General features: G+C 73.0%; 17 protein-coding genes and 1 pseudogene. 7 read left to right on the forward strand and 11 right to left on the reverse strand.

Annotated features, from left to right (window positions below):
* Positions 1 to 71 precede the first annotated feature (71 nt).
* Complete coding sequence (locus tag Aru02nite_RS28505) at positions 72 to 1,943, forward strand: S53 family peptidase (protein ID WP_203662828.1); 1,872 nt, start codon at positions 72 to 74, stop codon at positions 1,941 to 1,943.
* Between the two features lie 117 nt (positions 1,944 to 2,060).
* Here the strand turns inward: Aru02nite_RS28505 and Aru02nite_RS28510 are convergent, their stop codons facing one another.
* Positions 2,061 to 2,987 (reverse strand): helix-turn-helix domain-containing protein, encoded by a 927-nt coding sequence (locus tag Aru02nite_RS28510; RefSeq protein ID WP_203662829.1) that lies wholly within the window; start codon positions 2,985 to 2,987, stop codon positions 2,061 to 2,063.
* A gap of 77 nt (positions 2,988 to 3,064) precedes the next feature.
* Between Aru02nite_RS28510 and Aru02nite_RS28515 the strand changes: the two genes are divergently transcribed.
* The 4 genes from Aru02nite_RS28515 to Aru02nite_RS28530 all read left to right on the forward strand — a co-directional run bounded on the left by Aru02nite_RS28515 (position 3,065) and on the right by Aru02nite_RS28530 (position 6,480).
* Entirely contained in the window at positions 3,065 to 3,502 is a 438-nt protein-coding gene (locus Aru02nite_RS28515) for an RpiB/LacA/LacB family sugar-phosphate isomerase (protein ID WP_203662830.1), read from the forward strand.
* Between the two features lie 87 nt (positions 3,503 to 3,589).
* Positions 3,590 to 4,558 carry a class I SAM-dependent methyltransferase gene (locus Aru02nite_RS28520; RefSeq protein WP_203662831.1) on the forward strand — a complete coding sequence of 323 codons (969 nt, stop codon included), beginning with the start codon at positions 3,590 to 3,592 and terminating at the stop codon, positions 4,556 to 4,558.
* Between the two features lie 90 nt (positions 4,559 to 4,648).
* Complete coding sequence (locus Aru02nite_RS28525; protein WP_203662832.1) at positions 4,649 to 5,374, forward strand: sugar phosphate isomerase/epimerase family protein; 726 nt, start codon at positions 4,649 to 4,651, stop codon at positions 5,372 to 5,374.
* The gene (locus tag Aru02nite_RS28530) at positions 5,371 to 6,480 is read left to right on the forward strand and encodes a Gfo/Idh/MocA family protein (protein ID WP_203662833.1); all 1,110 of its coding nucleotides are present in this window, start codon (positions 5,371 to 5,373) and stop codon (positions 6,478 to 6,480) included. The genes Aru02nite_RS28525 and Aru02nite_RS28530 overlap by 4 nt, the downstream gene beginning before the upstream one ends.
* Before the next feature lie 51 nt (positions 6,481 to 6,531).
* Here the strand turns inward: Aru02nite_RS28530 and Aru02nite_RS28535 are convergent, their stop codons facing one another.
* The gene (locus Aru02nite_RS28535) at positions 6,532 to 7,248 is read right to left on the reverse strand and encodes a methyltransferase domain-containing protein (RefSeq protein ID WP_203662835.1); all 717 of its coding nucleotides are present in this window, start codon (positions 7,246 to 7,248) and stop codon (positions 6,532 to 6,534) included.
* Positions 7,249 to 7,258: 10 nt separating this feature from the next.
* Here Aru02nite_RS28535 and Aru02nite_RS28540 point away from each other — a divergent pair, with 10 nt between their 5' ends.
* Positions 7,259 to 7,657 carry a MerR family transcriptional regulator gene (locus Aru02nite_RS28540; RefSeq protein WP_203662837.1) on the forward strand — a complete coding sequence of 133 codons (399 nt, stop codon included), beginning with the start codon at positions 7,259 to 7,261 and terminating at the stop codon, positions 7,655 to 7,657.
* A 118-nt stretch (positions 7,658 to 7,775) separates the two neighbouring features.
* Here the strand turns inward: Aru02nite_RS28540 and Aru02nite_RS28545 are convergent, their stop codons facing one another.
* From Aru02nite_RS28545 to Aru02nite_RS28560, 4 genes are read right to left on the reverse strand one after another with little or no spacing between them, the layout of a single operon-like run.
* Positions 7,776 to 8,318 carry a HEAT repeat domain-containing protein gene (locus Aru02nite_RS28545; RefSeq protein ID WP_203662839.1) on the reverse strand — a complete coding sequence of 181 codons (543 nt, stop codon included), beginning with the start codon at positions 8,316 to 8,318 and terminating at the stop codon, positions 7,776 to 7,778.
* A gap of 23 nt (positions 8,319 to 8,341) precedes the next feature.
* A complete protein-coding gene (locus Aru02nite_RS28550) occupies positions 8,342 to 9,349 on the reverse strand; it encodes a sugar phosphate isomerase/epimerase family protein (protein ID WP_203662840.1) in 1,008 nt (335 codons plus the stop codon).
* Positions 9,350 to 9,365: 16 nt separating this feature from the next.
* Positions 9,366 to 10,511: a Gfo/Idh/MocA family protein gene (locus Aru02nite_RS28555; RefSeq protein ID WP_239077010.1), complete on the reverse strand. Its 1,146-nt coding sequence runs from the start codon at positions 10,509 to 10,511 to the stop codon at positions 9,366 to 9,368.
* 17 nt (positions 10,512 to 10,528) lie between these two features.
* The gene (locus Aru02nite_RS28560) at positions 10,529 to 11,710 is read right to left on the reverse strand and encodes an ROK family transcriptional regulator (RefSeq protein ID WP_203662841.1); all 1,182 of its coding nucleotides are present in this window, start codon (positions 11,708 to 11,710) and stop codon (positions 10,529 to 10,531) included.
* An 81-nt stretch (positions 11,711 to 11,791) separates the two neighbouring features.
* On the opposite strand from Aru02nite_RS28560, the gene Aru02nite_RS28565 reads away from it, so the two are divergent.
* On the forward strand, positions 11,792 to 12,205 hold the full coding sequence (locus Aru02nite_RS28565; protein ID WP_203662842.1) for a DUF3592 domain-containing protein: 414 nt from the start codon (positions 11,792 to 11,794) through the stop codon (positions 12,203 to 12,205).
* A gap of 6 nt (positions 12,206 to 12,211) precedes the next feature.
* Here the strand turns inward: Aru02nite_RS28565 and Aru02nite_RS36955 are convergent, their stop codons facing one another.
* From Aru02nite_RS36955 to Aru02nite_RS28590, 5 genes and pseudogenes are all read right to left on the reverse strand, one after another.
* Positions 12,212 to 12,733, reverse strand: a complete 522-nt coding sequence (locus Aru02nite_RS36955) for a DUF4233 domain-containing protein (protein ID WP_239077011.1) — start codon at positions 12,731 to 12,733, stop codon at positions 12,212 to 12,214.
* Positions 12,730 to 14,001, reverse strand: a complete 1,272-nt coding sequence (locus Aru02nite_RS28575) for a bifunctional folylpolyglutamate synthase/dihydrofolate synthase (RefSeq protein WP_373324998.1) — start codon at positions 13,999 to 14,001, stop codon at positions 12,730 to 12,732. The genes Aru02nite_RS36955 and Aru02nite_RS28575 overlap by 4 nt, the downstream gene beginning before the upstream one ends.
* Before the next feature lie 55 nt (positions 14,002 to 14,056).
* Positions 14,057 to 16,690 carry a valine--tRNA ligase gene (locus Aru02nite_RS28580; RefSeq protein WP_203662850.1) on the reverse strand — a complete coding sequence of 878 codons (2,634 nt, stop codon included), beginning with the start codon at positions 16,688 to 16,690 and terminating at the stop codon, positions 14,057 to 14,059.
* Positions 16,691 to 16,745: 55 nt separating this feature from the next.
* Positions 16,746 to 17,222, reverse strand: a complete 477-nt coding sequence (locus tag Aru02nite_RS28585; protein ID WP_203662852.1) for a hypothetical protein — start codon at positions 17,220 to 17,222, stop codon at positions 16,746 to 16,748.
* 122 nt (positions 17,223 to 17,344) lie between these two features.
* A pseudogene (locus Aru02nite_RS28590) lies at positions 17,345 to 17,480 on the reverse strand (ATP-dependent Clp protease ATP-binding subunit ClpX); the annotation flags it as partial.

Consider the following 17,480-nt stretch of genomic DNA (forward strand, 5'->3'; position numbering starts at 1 on the left):
GTCCCCTACTCCATGCTCGTGGCGTCCTCTCCGGCGAACGTCGCCGGATCCCCTCAGCGAGAGGACCGCCTATGGGTAACCCCTTGCGCCGTGCCCTGATCACGGCCACCGTCGCGACCGCGACGGGCCTGGCCGCGTTCGGTACGGCGACGCCGGCCGCCGCGGCACCGACCACGCAGCGCGTGTGCGACACCCCGTCCGGGGCGCACGCCCGTTCGTGCCTCGCGGTGCGGCGTACCGGCATCCAGCCCGCCGCCACCATCGCGTACGGTCCGGCGGACCTGCGCGGCGCGTACAAGTTGCCGTCGGGTGGCGGTGCCGGTGCCACGATCGCGATCGTGGACGCGTACGACGATCCGCACGCGGCGAGCGACCTCGCCAAGTACCGGTCGTACTACGGGCTGCCGGCGCTCGCGTCGGGCCAGTTCCGGAAGGTCAACCAGACCGGCGGGACCAGCCCGCTGCCGGCGGCCGACGAGGGCTGGGCCGGCGAGATCTCGCTGGACCTGGACATGGTGTCGGCGGTGGCGCCGAAGGCCAACATCATCCTGGTCGAGGCCGACTCGAACTACGACACCGACCTGTTCGCCGCGGTCGACACCGCGGTACGGCTCGGCGCGAAGTACGTGTCGCTGTCCTGGGGTGGCGGCGAGGACTCCTCGCAGACGTCCCTCGACTCGCACCTCAACCACCCCGGGGTGGCCATCACCGCCAGTACCGGCGACTACGGCACGGGCGCGTCGTACCCGGCGACGTCGAAGTACGTGACGGCGGTCGGGGGTACGTCGCTGAAGAAGTCGACGAACTCCCGGGGCTGGAGCGAGACGGCGTGGAGCGGCGCCGGTTCGGGCTGCTCGGCGTACGACGCGAAGCCGGCGTGGCAGACCGTCTCCACCGGGTGCGGGAAGCGAGCCGAGGCCGACGTGGCCGCGGTCGCCGACCCGAACACCGGCGTCGCCGTGTACCAGACGTACGGCGGCTCCGGCTGGTACGTGTACGGCGGGACCAGCGCCTCGGCGCCGATCATCGCCAGTGTGTACGCGCTGGCGGGGAAGACGACCACGGCCGACTACCCGGCGGCGTACCCGTACGCGCACGCGTCGAAGCTGTTCGACGTGACGAGCGGCAGCAACGGCAGCTGCGGCGCGCCGATGTGCACCGCGCGTACCGGCTGGGACGGGCCGACGGGCCTGGGCACCCCGAACGGCACGGCGGCGTTCGCGCCGAGCACCGTGACCGTGAAGAACCCGGGTACGCAGGCCAACGACGTGGCGGACACGGTCGGCGTCCAGCTGTCCGCGTCCGGCGGCGCCGGGCCGTACACGTGGTCGGCGAGCAACCTGCCGGCCGGGCTGTCGATCTCGGCGGCCGGGAAGATCACCGGCAGTCCCACCACCGTCGGCACCTCGACGGTGACGGTGACCGCGCGCGACGCCGGCGGGCGTACCGCCAGCACGTCGTTCTCGTGGACGGTGCGGACGAACGTCTGCGCCGCGGGTCAGCTGCTCACCAACCCGGGCTTCGAGAACGGCGCGACCGGCTGGACGACCGGCCCGGGCGTGGTGGCACCGGACGGCGTCGACAACGCCGCCCACTCCGGCTCCGCGTACGCCTGGCTCGACGGGTACGGCACCACGCACACCGACACGCTCACCCAGTCGGTGCAGGTACCGCACCGGTGCGGGACGTTCACCGTCTCGTTCCAGTTGCGGGTGACGACCGAGGAGAAGTCCGCCTCGCCGTACGACACGCTCACGGTCAAGGCCAACTCGACGACGCTGGCGACGTACTCCAACGCCGACGCGTCCGACGGGTACGTGCTGCGCACGTTCACCCTGACCGGGCTGGCCGACACCACGGTGACGCTCAGCTTCACCGGCACCGAGGACTCCTCGGTACCGACGTCGTTCCTCATCGACGACGTCGCGGCCGACGTGTCCTGACGACCGGGCGCCACCGGGTCCGACCCGGTGGCGCCCGTCCACAGTGGATCGACCCCCACCTGAACCGTTGTGCCCGGCCGCTTCGCGCCTCCGCGTACGACGCTCCACAGTGGAGTGTCAGCCGTCGTAGCGGGCCGGGTCGCCGAACCCCAGATCGTCGATCCCGTACTCGCGCAGCGCGGCGACCGCCAGCGTCCGCCGGTACGCGGAGAAGTTCAGGACGTGCGCGATCATGCCGCCGTAGCTGAACGTCTGCGGTGGCGTGCAGGTCGCGTCGATGAACGTGACGCCCTCCTCGCCGCGTTCCCGGATCCGGTTGGCGAGCGCGAGGAACGCGGGGCCGGCGCTGTCGTACCGGCGGCGGAGCGCGTCGACGGTGCGCGCCTCGGCGGGCAGTTCGGAGCCGAGCGGGTCGCCACCGGGCGGCCGGTCCCCCGCCACCGCCGCCGTCCACCGCTCCTTCGTACTCACCAGGGTGTGCAGCAGGTCGCGCATGCTGCCGCCGGCGTCCAGCGCGTCCACGCTCATCGTGATGGGCCGGTCGAGCGTCTCGTCCGGCAGCCGGGCGGCGCGGTCGAGGATCTCGCCGACCAGCCAGTTGTCGTGCGCCAGCAGCGTCGTGGTGACGTCCATCGTCGTCTCCCCGGAGTCGGCCGGCAGCCGCAGGGCGCCGGGCGGACAGAAGTGGATCCCGTTCGGGGCGGGCAGCCGTACGCGAGCGCCCGGGTCGCCCCGCAGCGCCGACGGCACCCGCCCGTACGACCGGCGGAACGCCCGCGTGAACGCCTCGGGCGAGCCGTACCCGGCGTCGAACGCGACGTCGGTGACCGACGCCCCGTCCCGCAACCGGTACGCGGCGCGTTCCATCAGCAGCCGCCGCCGGAACGCGCCGGTCGGCTCCCCCACGGCGGCGGCGACCAGCCGGTCGAAGTGGTAGCGCGACAGGTACGCCCGGTGGGCCAGTTCGGCACCGTCGCACGTCGGGTCCTCGACGCTCGCCATCACCACGTCGAGCATGTCCCGCAACCTGTCGCGTTCGGCCATGTCCCCATCATCGGCAGCCGCGGGGCCCGGCGCCTGACCGTTCTTGCTGTTCCACCGGGGCGTCGTAGGGTCGTCGTATGCGGATTGCGGTGGCGGCGGACTCCCCCGACGGGATCGCCGCGGTACTCGTCGACGAGCTCACCCGGCGCGGCCACCAGGTCCGGCCGTACGGGGCGCTCCGGGCGGACGACCGGGCCGACTGGGCCTGGTGCGCCGAGGCGGCGGCCCGGGACGTGGCGGACGGCCGGGCCGACCAGGCGGTCGTCTGCTGCTGGACCGGCACCGGCGCGTCCATCGCCGCCAACAAGGTCCCCGGCGTACGTGCCGCGCTGTGCGCGGATGCGTACACGGCGGACGGGGCGCGGCGGTGGAACGACGCGAACGTCCTGGCGCTCAGCCTGCGGGTGGTGTCCGCGCCGCTGCTGGGCGAGATCCTGGACGCCTGGCTGGCCGGAGCGCCCAGCGCCGAACCGGAGGACCGGGCCAACATCGCCCACACCGGCGAGATCCGCTAGCGACGGGCGGTCGGACCCGGCCGCCACCTGGACGATCGTGCCGGTGGAGTACGGGCGGGCCGGGCGCGGCGCTGGCAGTCTGGGCTGGTGACGTACCGGAGGATCGACGGCGACCCGGACCCCGCGGCGGTCCGGCGCGTCACGTTCGTGCCGTTCCTGCCGGGCGGTGCCTGCGCCGCGATCCCCGATCCGGTACGACTCCCGTCCGGTCCGGTACTCCCCGGCGAGCACTACCTGCTCGACACGTGCCTGCGGATCCCGCTGGAACAGGCCGGGTACCGGTTCCAGCGCGCGCACCCGGTCGCCCTCGACGGCGACCACCTGTACCTGTGGCTCGACGGCGACCGCTACCGGGGGCGCCGCCCGCACCGGGTGGTCGAGCTGGTGTCGGGCGACCCGGCGACGCTCGTACGGCTGCTGGCGGACCGGCCGGACGAGGCGCGGGCGGTCGGTGACGCGGCCGAGTCGTTCGCCGCGCAGGGTGATGCGAGCTGGTTCGCCGACACCGTACGGCTGCTGGAGCCGGCGTACCTGCGGGCCGAGACGGTCGAGGCCGGCTCCGGCTTCGGCGGTACGGCGGCGGACTGGCGGGCGCGGCGGATCGGTGTCGTCGCCGGGATGTGCCGCTCCGGCACGTTCCTCGACCTGGGCTGCGCGAACGGGCTGCTGATGGAGTCGGCGCGGACGTGGGCGGCGGAGCGCGGCCTCGACATCGAGCCGTACGGGGTGGACCTGTCGCCGGGGCTCGTCGCGCTGGCCCGCCGGCGCCTGCCGTACTGGGCGGACCGCATCACCGTCGGCAACGCGCTGGATCGGTGCCCCGACCGGCGCTTCACGTACGTGCACCTGTTGTTGGACCTGGTGCCGCCGCACCGCCGGCACGAGCTGGTACGGCACGGGTTGGCGCTGGTCGAGCCGGGCGGCCGGCTGCTCGTCAGCCACTACCGGCACGAGGGCAGCACGGACGTACCGGTGACGAGACAGCTCGCCGACCTGGGGTTCGCGGTGAGCGGGGTGGACGCGTCGGGAGACACGGCGTGGATCGACGTACCGTGACTTCTGTTGAAATAGTCAAAAGTCGTTGACCGCAGGTACGAAAGTCGCCTAGCTTTACCGCATCCGCTTCCGTCCTCCCGGGAGTTCACCATGCTCGGTGTCCAGCTGTACTCGGTCCGCGACGACCTGTCCCGGGATCGGGACGCCACCCTCCGGCGCATCGCCGACATCGGTTTCGGCGCCGTCGAGCCGTACGATCCGCTCAACGACCCGGCCGGCTTCCGCGCCGTCGCCGACGACCTCGGCCTCACCGTCTGGTCCACCCACGCCCCCGTACTCGGTGAGCGCCGCGACGACATCCTCGACGCTGCCGGCGTACTCGGGCTGGACGCGGTGATCGTGCCGGCCGTCGCGCCCGAACAGTGGGCCGACGCCGACGGGGTCGCCCGCATCGCCGACCAGCTCAACGACACGGCCGCGCGCGCCGCCGACCGCGGCCTCCGCATCGGCTACCACAACCACTGGTGGGAGCTGGAGAGCCGGATCGACGGCCGGTCCGCGCTCGAAGCGCTCGCCGACAAGCTCGCCCCCGAGGTCATCCTCGAAGTCGACGTGTACTGGTCGACCGTCGGCGGCGAGGTCACCGCCGACCTGCTCGGCCGCCTCGGCGACCGGGTGAGGTACCTGCACGTGAAGGACGGGCCGGCGGTCAGGGACGCGCCGATGACCGCGGTCGGCGCGGGCACCGTACCGATCACGGACATCCTCGCCGCCGCGCCCACGGCGTACCGCGTGGTGGAGCTGGACGAGTGCGCGACCGACATGTTCGACGCGCTCGCCGAAAGCCACCGCTACCTGACGGGACTGTCCGCGTGAGCGCGGGCAGCGGGCCGGTCGGCGTCGGCGTCGTCGGCTGCGGCACGATCTCCGACCAGTACCTGACGAACCTGTCGGCGTTCCCGGACGTGGCCGTCGTCGCGGTGGCCGACCTGGACCAGGACCGCGCGCGGGCCACGGCGGAGAAGTACGGCGTGCCGGTGGTCGGGGACACCGACACCGTGGTCGCGCACCCGGACGTCGAGCTGGTCGTCAACCTGACCATCCCGGCGGCGCACACCGAGGTCGCCGCGAAGGCCGTCGCCGCCGGCCGCCACGTGTACTCGGAGAAGCCCCTCGCCCTGGAACGCGAGGCCGGCGCGGCGCTGCTCGCCGACGCCACCGCCGCCGGGCTACGGGTCGGCAACGCGCCGGACACGTTCCTCGGCGCGGGACTCCAGACGGCGTACCGGTTGATCGCCGACGGCGCGATCGGTACGCCGCTCACCGCGCTCACCCTGTTCCAGGTGCCGGGGCCGGAGTCGTGGCACCCCAACCCGGCGTTCCTCTACCAGTACGGGGCGGGCCCGCTGTTCGACCTCGGCCCGTACTACCTGACCGCGCTCGTCGCCGCGTTCGGACCGGCGAGCCGGGTCGGCGCCGTCGCCCGCAAGGCCCGCGCCACCCGTACGGTCGGGTCGGGGCCGCTGGCGGGCACCGAGTTCCCCGTCGAGGTACCGACGCACGTGTCGGCGCTCGTCGAGTTCGCCGGCGGGCAGGCGGCCACCAGCGTGCTCAGCTTCGACTCGCCGCTGCCGCGGGCCGGGTTCCTGGAGATCACCGGCACCGGCGCGACGATCGCGCTGCCCGACCCGAACAACTTCGACGGCGACATCCGGCTGCGGACGGCGAGCGACGACGACTGGACCGTCGTACCCTGCCAGGGCGCGACGGCCAGCCGCGGCGTCGGCGTACTCGACATGGCCCGGGCACTGCGTACCGGCGCGCCGCACCGGGCGTCGGGCGACCTGGCGCTGCACGTCCTCGACCTGATGACCGCGATCACCGAGTCGGCCGCGGCCGGCAGCTTCACGTCGCTGTCCACGACGGCCACGGCGCCGGAGCCGCTGCCCACCGACTTCGACCCGTACGCCGCGACGCTCTGACCCGTCTCTCCACGACGCCGGGCGCCCCCGAGGTGCCCGGCGTCGGTCGGGTCAGCGGCGTACTCCGACGGCCACCAGCAGCGGCACGACGACCAGCAGCGTGCCCTCGGCCGACCGGCGCCGCTGCTCGGCGAGCCAGCCGTCGTCGCCGCCGGCGAGCGCGGTCAGCACCGGCTCGACCATCTCGTACCCGGTGAACACGCCGGCCGAGGCGACCACCCGTACGTCACCGAATCCGTTGCGTGCCAACAGTTCCGGGAAGCGGCGGGCCACCGAACCGCCCGGCAGCCGGTCCGCCAGCGCGTGCACCTTCGCCCGCGTCGCGGCGACATCGTCCGCGGCCACCCCGATCAGGTCCCAGTCCTGCGAGGCCAGCACCGCGCGCCCGCCCGGCACCACCACCCGGTACGCCTCGGCCAGCGCCGCGCCCGGGTCCGGCAGCTCGTGGAACACCTTCTCCGCGCGGTACCCGGCGACCGAAGCGTCCGCCAGCGGCAGCGCCGTCGCGTCCGCCACCCGGAAGTCGTGCCCGTACCGGGAACGCGCGATCCGTACCATCGCCGGATCGGCGTCCACGCCGCACGGGGCGAGCCCGGCGGCAGCCAGCTCGTCGACCGCGCGACCGGCCCCGCACCCCACGTCCACCACTCCACCACCCGCCGGTACTGCCAGCAGGTCGGTGATGCGCGCCCGCAGCGCCACCGCCGTCGGCAGCGTCTCGAACCTGTCCAGGGCCGCCAGGTACGCCGGCGGCGTCTCGTCCGTCATGCTGGACAGCATGCGAGTTCAGGCCGACCTGAAGTCAATCGGCGAGCTGGCCGCGCAGTACGGGGTGGCCACGCACGTACTGCGGCACTGGGAGGACGTGGGGCTGCTCGCCCCGGCACGCGACCCCGCCGGCCGCCGACGGTACGACGCGGGCGACGCGACCCGGGTCGGCGCGATCCTGCGCGCCAAGCAGGCCGGGCTGTCGCTGGACGCGATCCGGGACCTGTTCGCGGCACCGTCGGGCGCGGACCGGCGGGCCCGGCTCGCCGCGCACCAGGCCGACCTGCGCGCGCGGATCGCCGAGTTGCAGGCCCGGCACGACCTGCTGAACTGCGCCGTCGAGTGTCCCGCCGAGGACATCGCCACCTGCCCGGACTTCCACCGCGCCCTCGCCGCCCTGACCCGCTGACCGGAGTGGACGGTTCGGGCAGCGCGGCCTGGGCCAGACGGTCCCGGACAAGCGGGTGGACGGTCCGGAGTGGACAGTCCCGAGTGGACGGTCGGGAGTGGACGGTCGTGGGGCGCGGTCAGAGTGGGCGGTCGAGGCGGCGCGACAGGGCGGTGAGCGCCGCCGCCACCCGCCGCCGTACGTCGGGGTCGTCGTCGCCGGCCGCCGCCCGGAGTGCCGGCGCGTGTTCGGCCTCGCCGACGGTACCGAGCGCGCGGGCCGCGGCGGACCGTACCCGGGGGACGGGGTCTGTCAGCAGCGGGACGAGCGCGTCGCCGGCGGCGCCGACCTCGTGCGCCACGACCACCTTCGCCGCCATCTCCCGTACCCGCCAGGCGTCGTCACCGAGCGCCGCCACCACCGCCGGTACGGCGTCCTCGGACCACACGTACACCAGCGCACGCGCGGCCCACACGCGCGGCCAGTACAGGAGGGTGGGGTCGTCGTCCGGGGTGCGCCGGCTCATCTCGCTCGCCGCGGCTGCTCCGGACAGCGAGACGAGGAAATCGGTCTCGGCGAACGGATCCCCGTGCGCCAGGAGCGTGACGCACCGCGCGACGGTCTCGTCGGTGCCGAGCCGCCGCGCGGTACTCCGCGCCAGATCCGCCGGTGCGTCCGTCATCCGCCCAGCATGCCGTACGAGGGTCAGGAGTTCGAGCTGAACGCGGCGTCGAAGGACGCGGACGGCGGCTCGATCGCGGCGAGCTTCCGGATGAACGCCAGCGCCTCGGGCGCGCCGGTGAGCCGGTCCATGCCGGCGTCCTCCCACTCGATCGAGATCGGCCCGTCGTAGGAGATCGCGTTGAGGGTGCGGAAGCAGGACTCCCACGGCACGTCGCCGTGCCCGGTGGACACGAAGTCCCAGCCGCGGCGCGGGTCGCCCCACGGCAGGTGCGAGCCGAGCCGGGTGTTGCGCCCGTTGAACTGCTTCTTCGACTCCTTGCAGTCCACGTGGTAGATGCGGTCCTGGAAGTCCCACAGGAAGCCGACCGGGTCGAGGTCCTGCCAGATGAAGTGCGACGGGTCGAAGTTCAGCCCGAACGCGGGGCGGTGGCCGATCGCGTCCAGCGCCTTCGCCGTCGTCCAGTAGTCGTACGCGATCTCGGTGGGGTGCACCTCGTGCGCGAACCGTACGCCCTCGGCGTCGAACACGTCGAGGATCGGGTTCCAGCGGTCGGCGAAGTCCTGGTAGCCGCGCTCGATCATGGAGTCCGGGGTCGGCGGGAACATCGCCAGCGTGTACCAGATGGACGAGCCGGTGAAGCCGACCACGGTGTCCACGCCGATCAGGGCGGCGGCGCGGGCGGTGTCCTTCATCCGTTCGGCGGCACGCCGGCGTACGCCCTCGGCGTCGCCGTCGCCCCACACGGCCGGCGGCACGATCGCCTGGTGCCGCTCGTCGATCGGGAAGTCGCAGACCGCCTGGCCGACCAGGTGGTTCGAGATCGCGTACACGGAAAGGCCGTGGTCGGCCAGGATCCGCCGGCGTCCCTCCACATAGGACGGATCGGCGAGCGCCTTGTCGACCTCGAAGTGGTCGCCCCAGCAGGCGATCTCCAGCCCGTCGTACCCCCAGCCCGACGCCAGCTTGCACACCTCGACGAACGGCAGGTCGGCCCACTGGCCGGTGAACAACGTGATCGGTCGCGCCATCTTCGTACGTCCCTCTCTAGAGAGTGGTCCAGGTGCCGTCCGCCGCGCTCGACGCCACCGCGTCGAGTACCCGCTGCACGGCGAGGCCGTCGTCGAACGACGCGTGGGCCGGTCGTGCAGCGGAATCGTCAGCCCCGGCGGCGATCGCGGTGAGCAGGTCCCGCGCCTGGTGGGTGAACGCGTGCTCGTACCCGAGCAGGTGCCCCGGCGGCCACCACGCCGACAGGTACGGGTGGATCGGCTCGGTGACGAGGATCCGGGTGAAGCCGGCCTCCGCCTGCGGCCGCGTCCCGTCGTGGAACTCCAGTTCGTTGAGCCGTTCCAGGTCGAACGCGAGCGTGCCGCGGGTGCCGTTCAGTTCGATGCGCAGGCCGTTCTTGCGGCCCGTCGCGTACCGGGTGGCCTCGAACGTGCCGACGGCGCCGCCGCTCAACCGGGCCAGGAACAGCGCCGTGTCGTCCACCGTGACCGCGCCGGTCCCGCCGTCGCCCGTCGGCCGCTCGGTCACGAACGTCTCCGTCAACGCGCTGACCGCCGTGAACTCCAGCCCCGTCAGGTACCGCGTGGCGTCGACGATGTGCGCGCCGAGGTCGCCGAGCGCGCCCGAGCCGGCGTGTTCGGCCTGCAGCCGCCAGGTCAGCGGCGACGCCGGATCCACCAACCAGTCCTGCAGGTACGCCGCGCGCACGTGCCGTACGTCGCCGATCCGGCCCGCCGCCACCATCTCCGCCATCAGCGCCAGCGCCGGCACCCGCCGGTACGTGAAGCCGGTCATCGCCACGGTGCCCGCCTCGCGCGCCGCCGCGGCCATCGCCTCGGCCTCGGCGACCGTGTTCGCCAGCGGCTTCTCGCACAGGACGTGCTTGCCGGCGCGCAGCGCGGCAATCGCGATCTCCGCGTGGCTGTCCCCGGGCGTGCACACGTCCACCAGCTGTACGTCGTCGCGGGCGATCAGCGCCCGCCAGTCCGTCTCGTACGACGACCAGCCGAGCCGGTCGGCGGCCGCCGCCGTACGCGCCTCGTCCCGGCCGCAGACCGCGACCATGCGCGGGCGTACCGGAAGGTCGAAGACCCGGCCGACGGTACGCCACGCCTGGGAGTGCGCGGCGCCCATGAACGCGGTGCCCACCATGCCGATGCCGACTTCGTCCACTGTGGACACTGTGCGGTTCTCCTCACCTAGGCCTGATGGAACACGAGATCGCTGGCCAGCCGGGCCGCGCCGAGCGTCCCCGCCCGGTCGCCCAGCTCGGACAGCACCAGCGGCAGGTTCCCCGTCGCCAGCGGCAACGACCGGCTGTACACGACGGCGCGGACCTCGGCGAGCAGCCGGTGCCCCAGCCCGGCGAGGCCGCCGCCGATCACGATCATCGACGGGTTCGCGAAGCTGACCAGGCCGGCCAGCACCGTGCCCAGCGCCGTACCACCGGCCCGGATCAGGCCGATCGCCGTCGGGTCACCCGCCGCGGCGGCCTGCCCCACGTCGTACGCCGAGAGCGCGCCGGCCGCCGCCAGCCGCTCCGCGAGTACCGGGGAGCGGCCGGCGCGCGCCGCGGCCGTGGCGTCCCGGGCCAGCGCGGCACCGCCGAACACCGCCTCCAGGCACCCGGTGTTGCCGCACGCGCAGACCGGACCGTTCGGGTCGACCTGGATGTGCCCGATGTCGCCGGCGCAGCCGTCCTTGCCGCGGAACACCCGGCCGCCGAGATGGATGCCGCAGCCGATGCCCGTACCGAGCTTCAGGTAGAGGAAGTCCTCGACCGACCGGGCGACCCCGCCGTACCCCTCGCCGATGGCCATGATGTTCACGTCGTTGTCCACCACGACCGGGCAGTTGTGCTCGTGCGCGAGCAGTTCGCGGACCGGGAAGCCGTCCCAGCCGGGCATGATCGGCGGCGACACCGGCACCCCGTCGCGGAAGCTCACCGGGCCGGGCAGCCCGACACCCAGCCCGTCCAGCTGCCGGAACGCGCCGTCCGCGCGCAGTTTGCCGAGCAGTTCACTGACCACCTTCAGTACCGGGCGCGGGCCGGACCGGATGTCGACCGCCTGCTCGACCGCGGCCAGCGGCTCCAGCCCCCGGTCGCACACCTCCACCCGTACCGAGGTCGCGCCCAGGTCCACCGCACCGAACCGGTACGCCGGGGACAGCTCGATCAGCGTCGAGCGCCGCCCACCACGGGACGCCGCCGGCCCGGCCTCGCGTACCTGGTCGGCGGCGGTGAGCCGGCCCAGCTCGCCGAGCAGCCGGGCGCGCGGCACGGCGAGCCGGTCCGCGAGCTCCGCCCGGGACAGCGCGCCGTGCTCCCGGAGCAGGCACAGCACCCGGTACGCCAGGCTGTCGGCCACAGCTTCTCCCATGTTCGGTCCTAACTTTTGACATCTTGAACGAAAGTCCGCCCGGGCACAACCACCCAGAACACCGGCGTACGCTCCGGTGTCGTGCTGCCCCTCGCACTCTTCGCCGTGCTCCTGCTCGCCGGCGTGGTTCTCCTGGTACGCCAGGTGATCCTGCCCGCCGTGCAGCTCATCCGGCTCCGCCGGACGGGCACCCGGCTGTCCGCACAGGTGATCGACAACGCCCCCGAAACCCTCGCCCCCGGCAAGGGCGCCGCCCTGCGCCCCGTCGTCCGGTACCTCGTCGACGGCCGACGACACGAGGGCCCGCTGGCCAACCTGGTTTCCAACCAGGGCCTCGACGTGGGACGGGCCATCGACGTCGTCATCGACCCGGAAGCGCCCAGCCAGCCGTGGGCGGTGGAAGAGGGCACCTGGCCGCTCGGCGCCGCCTGGTACCCGGTGATGATCCTCGTCGGGCTCGCCGGACTGTGGCTGTCCGTCGCCCGCATCCGCTGACCGCGGTCAGATCCGGCCCAGCACCGTACGCCGGAGCCGCAGCATGTAGATCCAGATTGCGCCGAACACCAGGCCGATGAACCCCACCGACCAGTGCACGACCACGCCACTCGCGACCACGAGTACCTGCAGGCCGATCCCGACGAACCAGGACCAGCGGAACCGCAGCAGTCCGGTGAGGACCAGGCACAGCACCGGCAGGCCCGCCACCAGCCCGATCCCCCAACCGGGAGTACCGAGCATCCTCAGCGGAAGCAGCGCGAGCAGCAGTACCAGCGCCTCGATGACCAGCGTCGCCGCACCCGCACCCCGCATCGCCGCCGGCGGGTTGCGCAGCCCCGAGCGTGGCGCCCCGTCCACCTCTCCGGTACCGGTCGCATCCGGTCCCGCGCCGTCCTCCGGACCCGTCGCCCCGTCCTCGGTGGCCCCGTCCGCCGTGGCCGTGTCGTCGGCCCGCTCGGCGTCGCCGCCGCGCTCGGCGTCCGGCGTGGTGCCGTCCGCGGGGTGGTCGGGGTCCGGGGTGGTCATCGGACCAGCAGCTTCCGGGCGTCCGCGACCGTCACCACCGAGCCGGTGACCAGTACGCCGAGGCCGCCGAGCGCGATGTCCTCACCGTGCTCGGCCAGCCCGACCGCCTCCTGGATCGCGTCCGGCAGGTCCGGCTCCACGTGTACCCGGTCGGCGCCGAAGATCGAGCGCGCCAGCTCGGCCAGCTCCGCCACCGGCATCGACCGCGGCGACGAGTTGCGGCTGACCACGATCTCGGCGGCCACCGGTTCGAGCAGTTCCAGCATGGTCGTGACGTCCTTGTCGCCCAACGCCGCGACCAGTACGACCAGCCGCCGGAACTCGAACTCCTCCTCCAGCGCGGCGACCGTCGCCGCCATCCCGGCCGGGTTGTGCGCCGCGTCCAGCAACACCGTCGGCGACGTACGCACCCGTTCCAGCCGGCCCGGCGACGTGACCTGCGCGAAGCCCTCGCGTACCAGATCGGCGGAGAGGGCACGGCCGGCGCCGGCGCCGAGCAGGGCCTCCACCGCGGCCAGCGCCATCGCCGCGTTCTGCGCCTGGTGCGCGCCGTGCAGCGGCACGAACACGTCCTCGTACGTCTCGCCGAGGCCCTGGAGGTTGAGCAGCTGGCCGCCGATCGCCACCTGCCGGCGCAGCACGCCGAACTCGACGCCCTCGCGGGCGAGTGTCGCGTCGACCTCGGCGCAGCGTTCGAGGATGGGGCGGACGGCCTCCTCCGGCTGCGCGGCGCTGATCAGCGTCGCGCCCTGGTGCACGATGCCCATCTTCTGCGTGGCGATCTCGCCGATCGTGTCGCCCAGCCACTCCGAGTGGTCCAGGCCGACCGGGGTGAGCACGCAGACCGGGGCGTGCAGCACGTTCGTCGCGTCGGTGGCGCCGCCGAGACCCACCTCGACCACCGCCACGTCCACCGGCGTGTCGGCGAACGCCGCGAACGCCATCGCCGTCGTGACCTCGAAGTACGTCACCGGCTCGGGGTACTCGGCGTCCACCATCGCCACCAGCGGGGCGATCTCCTCGTACACCTCGACGAAGCGGCGCTCGCCGATCGGCTCACCGTCCAGCGAGATGCGCTCGCGCACCGTCTCCAGGTGCGGGCTCGTGTACCGCCCGGTGCGGACGCCGTGCGCGCGCAGCAACGCGTCGATCATGCGGGCCGTCGACGTCTTGCCGTTCGTACCGGTCAGGTGGATCGACTGGAACGCGCGCTGCGGCGTCCCGAGCAGGTCGAGCAGCCGGACGATGCGCTCCGGCTCGAACACCATCCGGGTGAAGCCGCGGTCCAGCAGTTCCTTGTCGACCGCCGCGAACTCGCTGCTCTCAGCCACGGCCGGTCAGACCCTCCAACGCGTCGGTCAGCCGGGCGATGTCCGCCTCGGCGGCTGCCAGCCGGCCCCGGATCTTCCCGACCACCGGCTCCGGCGCCTTCGCCAGGAACGCCTCGTTACCGAGCTTCGCGGCGCAGCCGTCGCGCTCCTTGCGCGCCGCGGTCAGGTCCTTCTCCAGCCGGGCCCGCTCCGCCGCCACGTCGATCGACCCGCGGGTGTCCAGCGCGACCTCGACGTCCGCCACGGTCAGCGACGCGGTCGGCTCGAAACCGTCGCCCGCGTCCGCCAGCCGGGCCAGCGACCGGATCAGCGGCTCGTGCGCGGCGACGCCCGCGTCGTCGGCCGGGAACACCAGCCGCGCCGCCACCTTCTGCCCCGGCTTGAGCCCCTGGTCCGAACGGAACCGGCGGACCTCGGTGACGATCCGCTGGAGTACGGCGATCCGGTTCTCGGCGGCGGCGTCCCGGCGCGCGTCGTCCGGGGTCGGCCACTCCGCCACCATCACCGAACGGCCCGCGCCCGGCCCGGTCAGCGCCTCCCACAGCTCGTCGGTGACGAACGGCATCACCGGGTGCAGCAGCCGCAGCAGGACGTCGAGCACCTCACCGAGCACCCGGCGGGTCGCGTCGGCCGCGGGGCCGCCGGCGGCGAGCACCGGCTTCGACAGCTCCAGGTACCAGTCGCAGACGTCGTCCCAGGCGAAGTGGTAGAGCGTGTCGCAGAGCTTCGCGAACTCGTACTCCTCGAACAGGCGGTCCACCTCGGCGACCGTCGCGTGCAGCCGGGACAGTACCCAACGGTCCACAGTGGACAGCTCGGTCGGCAGCGGGCCCGCCACGGTCGCGCCGTTGAGCAGCGCGAAGCGCGTCGCGTTCCACAGCTTGTTGCAGAAGTTGCGCGAACCCTGCGCCCACTCCTCGCTGACCGCCACGTCCGCGCCCGGGTTGACGCCCCGGGCCAGCGTGAACCGGGTCGCGTCGGCGCCGAACCGGTCCATCCACTCCAGCGGGTCGACCACGTTGCCGCGCGACTTCGACATCTTCTTCCCGAACTGGTCGCGCACCAGCCCGTGCAGCACCACCTGGTCGAACGGCTGCCGCCCGGCCATCGCGTACAGCCCGAACATCATCATCCGGACGACCCAGAAGAACAGGATGTCGTACCCGGTGACCAGCACGCTGGTCGGGTAGAACTTCGCCAGTTCGGGGGTCCGCTCCGGCCAGCCCAGCGTGGAGAACGGCCACAGCGCCGACGAGAACCACGTGTCGAGCACGTCGGCGTCCTGCGTCCAGCCCTCGCCGGACGGCGGCTCCTCGTCCGGCCCGACGCACACCATCTCGCCGGCCGGCCCGTACCAGATGGGGATGCGGTGGCCCCACCACAGCTGGCGCGAGATGCACCAGTCGTGCATGTTGTCGACCCAGGCGAAGTAGCGCTTCTCCTGCTCTGGCGGGTGGATCGCGACGCGCCCGTCGCGCACCGCGTCACCGGCCGCCTTCGCCAGCGGCTCCACCTTCACGAACCACTGCTTCGACAGCCGCGGCTCGACCGTGGTGTTGCAGCGCGAACAGTGCCCGACGGCGTGCACGTACGGCCGCTTCTCGGCGACGATGCGCCCCTGCTCGCGCAGCGCCGCCACGATCGCCGGCCGCGCCTCGAACCGGTCCAGCCCCTCGAACGGCCCGTGCGCCGTGATCACGCCGTGCTCGTCCAGCACCGTGATCGACGGCAGGTCGTGCCGCTGCCCGATCTCGAAGTCGTTCGGGTCGTGCGCCGGCGTCACCTTCACCGCCCCGGTACCGAAGGACGGGTCCACGTGCGCGTCCGGCACCACCGGGATCCGCCGGCCGGTGAACGGCAGCTCCACCTCCGTACCGACGAGGTGGGCATAGCGCGCGTCCTCCGGGTGTACGGCCACCGCCGTGTCGCCCAGCATCGTCTCGGCCCGGGTCGTCGCCACCACGATCGCGGAGTCGCCCTCCCCGTACCGGATGGAGACGAGCTCGCCCTCGTCGTCGGAGTGCTCGACCTCGATGTCGCTCAGCGCGGTCAGGCAGCGCGGGCACCAGTTGATGATGCGCTCGGCGCGGTAGATCAGGCCGTCGTCGTACAGCCGCTTGAAGATCGTGCCGACCGCGCTGGACAGGCCCGCGTCCATGGTGAACCGCTCGCGGGACCAGTCGACGGAGTCGCCGAGCCGGCGCATCTGCCCGAGGATGCGGCCCCCGTACTCGTCCTTCCACTGCCAGACCCGCCGGACGAACGCGTCCCGGCCCAGGTCGTGCCGGGACTTGCCGTCCTGCTCGGCCAGCTGTCGCTCCACCACGTTCTGCGTGGCGATGCCGGCGTGGTCCATGCCGGGCATCCACAGCGCCTCGTACCCCTGCATGCGGCGGCGCCGGATCAGCGCGTCCTGCATCGTGTGGTCGAGCGCGTGGCCCATGTGCAGCGACCCCGTCACGTTCGGCGGGGGGATGACGATGCTGTACGCCGGGCGGTCCGAAGCCGGGTCGACACCGAAGAGCCCGTCCGCCGCCCACCGCTCGTACCGGCGGGTCTCTACCTCACCGGGCTGGTACTGGGCGGGGAGTTCGGTCGCGGCGGCGGTCTGCGGAGTCACGGTCACCCCAACGAGTCTACGGAGCCGCCGTCACGCTGCTACGTCGGAGGGCGCCCGCACCTCACCAGTACTGCGGCGGCGGCCCGTACGGCGGGGGTTGCGGCGGCGCGGCCACCGGACGCCCCGCGTACCAGGCCGCCACGTCCGGCCGGCGCAACGTCAGCAGCGCCCAGATCCCCACCGGGATGCCCGCGAGGAAGCAGCACCCGGTGAACGGGACCACCGCGAAGATCGCCCCCAGTACGGCCAGGTTGCGGGTCCGTCGCCGGAGCATCTGCACCCCGCCGATGATCGTCGCCGGCGCCAGGAACACCGACAACACCGGCGACAACACCATCATGTACGCGACGGCGTCGGAACCGCCCAGCTGCGTACCCTTGTTCGCCTCGTCGTTGATGACCGACAGGCCGGCCGCCATCCAGATCGCGCCGGACACGAAGCTGACCGCACCGGCGATGATCAGCCCGATCGCCGCGGGTGTCACGTTCGGTGGGCGCTCGCCTCCGGTCGGATAAGCGGTCGCGGGAACGTAGCTCATGATCAGGAAGGTAGTGCCAGAGCGCCAGCCCGTACGACCCGCCGAACGGTCACGTCCAACACACGAAACGGCGGGACACCGTCACCGGTGCCCCGCCGTCGTCAAGTACGACTCCGGGCCTGTCAGGCCGACTTCTCCCGGCGCTCACGACCCTGCGACTCCCGCGCGTCCCGCGGGACGATGGTCGGGTTCACGTTCTCCAGCACGACCTCACGGGTGACCACGACCCGCGCCACGTCCAACCGCGACGGGATCTCG

It is taken from the genome of Actinocatenispora rupis (genome assembly GCF_016861975.1).
GTDB classification, from domain to species: domain Bacteria; phylum Actinomycetota; class Actinomycetes; order Mycobacteriales; family Micromonosporaceae; genus Actinocatenispora; species Actinocatenispora rupis.

Coding starts and splice junctions, on each gene's coding strand:
- Aru02nite_RS28505 (WP_203662828.1), top strand. CDS start 72: ATGGGTAACCCCTTGCGCCGTGCCCTGATCACGGCCACCGTCGCGACC.
- Aru02nite_RS28510 (WP_203662829.1), bottom strand. CDS start 2,987: ATGGCCGAACGCGACAGGTTGCGGGACATGCTCGACGTGGTGATGGCG.
- Aru02nite_RS28515 (WP_203662830.1), top strand. CDS start 3,065: ATGCGGATTGCGGTGGCGGCGGACTCCCCCGACGGGATCGCCGCGGTA.
- Aru02nite_RS28525 (WP_203662832.1), top strand. CDS start 4,649: ATGCTCGGTGTCCAGCTGTACTCGGTCCGCGACGACCTGTCCCGGGAT.
- Aru02nite_RS28535 (WP_203662835.1), bottom strand. CDS start 7,248: ATGACGGACGAGACGCCGCCGGCGTACCTGGCGGCCCTGGACAGGTTC.
- Aru02nite_RS28540 (WP_203662837.1), top strand. CDS start 7,259: ATGCGAGTTCAGGCCGACCTGAAGTCAATCGGCGAGCTGGCCGCGCAG.
- Aru02nite_RS28545 (WP_203662839.1), bottom strand. CDS start 8,318: ATGACGGACGCACCGGCGGATCTGGCGCGGAGTACCGCGCGGCGGCTC.
- Aru02nite_RS28550 (WP_203662840.1), bottom strand. CDS start 9,349: ATGGCGCGACCGATCACGTTGTTCACCGGCCAGTGGGCCGACCTGCCG.
- Aru02nite_RS28560 (WP_203662841.1), bottom strand. CDS start 11,710: ATGGGAGAAGCTGTGGCCGACAGCCTGGCGTACCGGGTGCTGTGCCTG.
- Aru02nite_RS36955 (WP_239077011.1), bottom strand. CDS start 12,733: ATGACCACCCCGGACCCCGACCACCCCGCGGACGGCACCACGCCGGAC.
- Aru02nite_RS28575 (WP_373324998.1), bottom strand. CDS start 14,001: ATGGTGTTCGAGCCGGAGCGCATCGTCCGGCTGCTCGACCTGCTCGGG.
- Aru02nite_RS28585 (WP_203662852.1), bottom strand. CDS start 17,222: ATGAGCTACGTTCCCGCGACCGCTTATCCGACCGGAGGCGAGCGCCCA.